This window comes from Phyllobacterium sp. P5_D12, from assembly GCF_054049495.1.
Map to the genome: position 1 here is coordinate 1 of NZ_JBFUMG010001192.1, position 537 is coordinate 537.

Annotated in this window: 1 pseudogene; it reads left to right on the forward strand. The window is 52.1% G+C overall.

Annotation, left to right across the window (positions count from 1 at the left end):
* Nucleotides 1-537: pseudogene (locus tag ACXJ5O_RS29450) on the forward strand (hypothetical protein); the annotation flags it as partial.

The window sequence follows — 537 nt, forward strand, 5'->3', positions numbered from 1 at the left end:
CCCTTGATTCTGCACTTCGCAAGTTCGGTATGGGCCTCATCGTCGATATCAATCCAAACCAGCTGCCGGCTACCCACCACAATCCCTGGTGGTTTGATGTTCTCGAATGGGGATCAAAGAGCCGTTACGCCGATCATTTCGACGTGGACTGGAAGAAACGTTTGGCGTTGCCTGTTCTGCAGCGCCCGTTGATCGAAGAAGTCCAGGCCGAGACTCTGCAGCTCAAATTCGATGCGAATAAATTTGCCCTCGGAATCTCTTACGGCGAGGTCTTTTATCCGCTGTATCCAAAATCCTATGAAACTATCCTTCGCGGCGTCGACAACCCTCTCTCTAATGATTTCCTGGATGCTGTAAACGAAGCCGAGCCGCAACGATCGGACGAATTTCATGTCCGGTTGCGGGAACTCTACGACACCAGTGAACTCGCTCATCGTCTGGTGCTTGCGTCGCGACTGAAAGATATCTCTCAGGACATCTCGATGCTTGAAGACGTGCTTTCGGCGCAAAAGTGGCGTCTGGTGACACGTCAGAAGG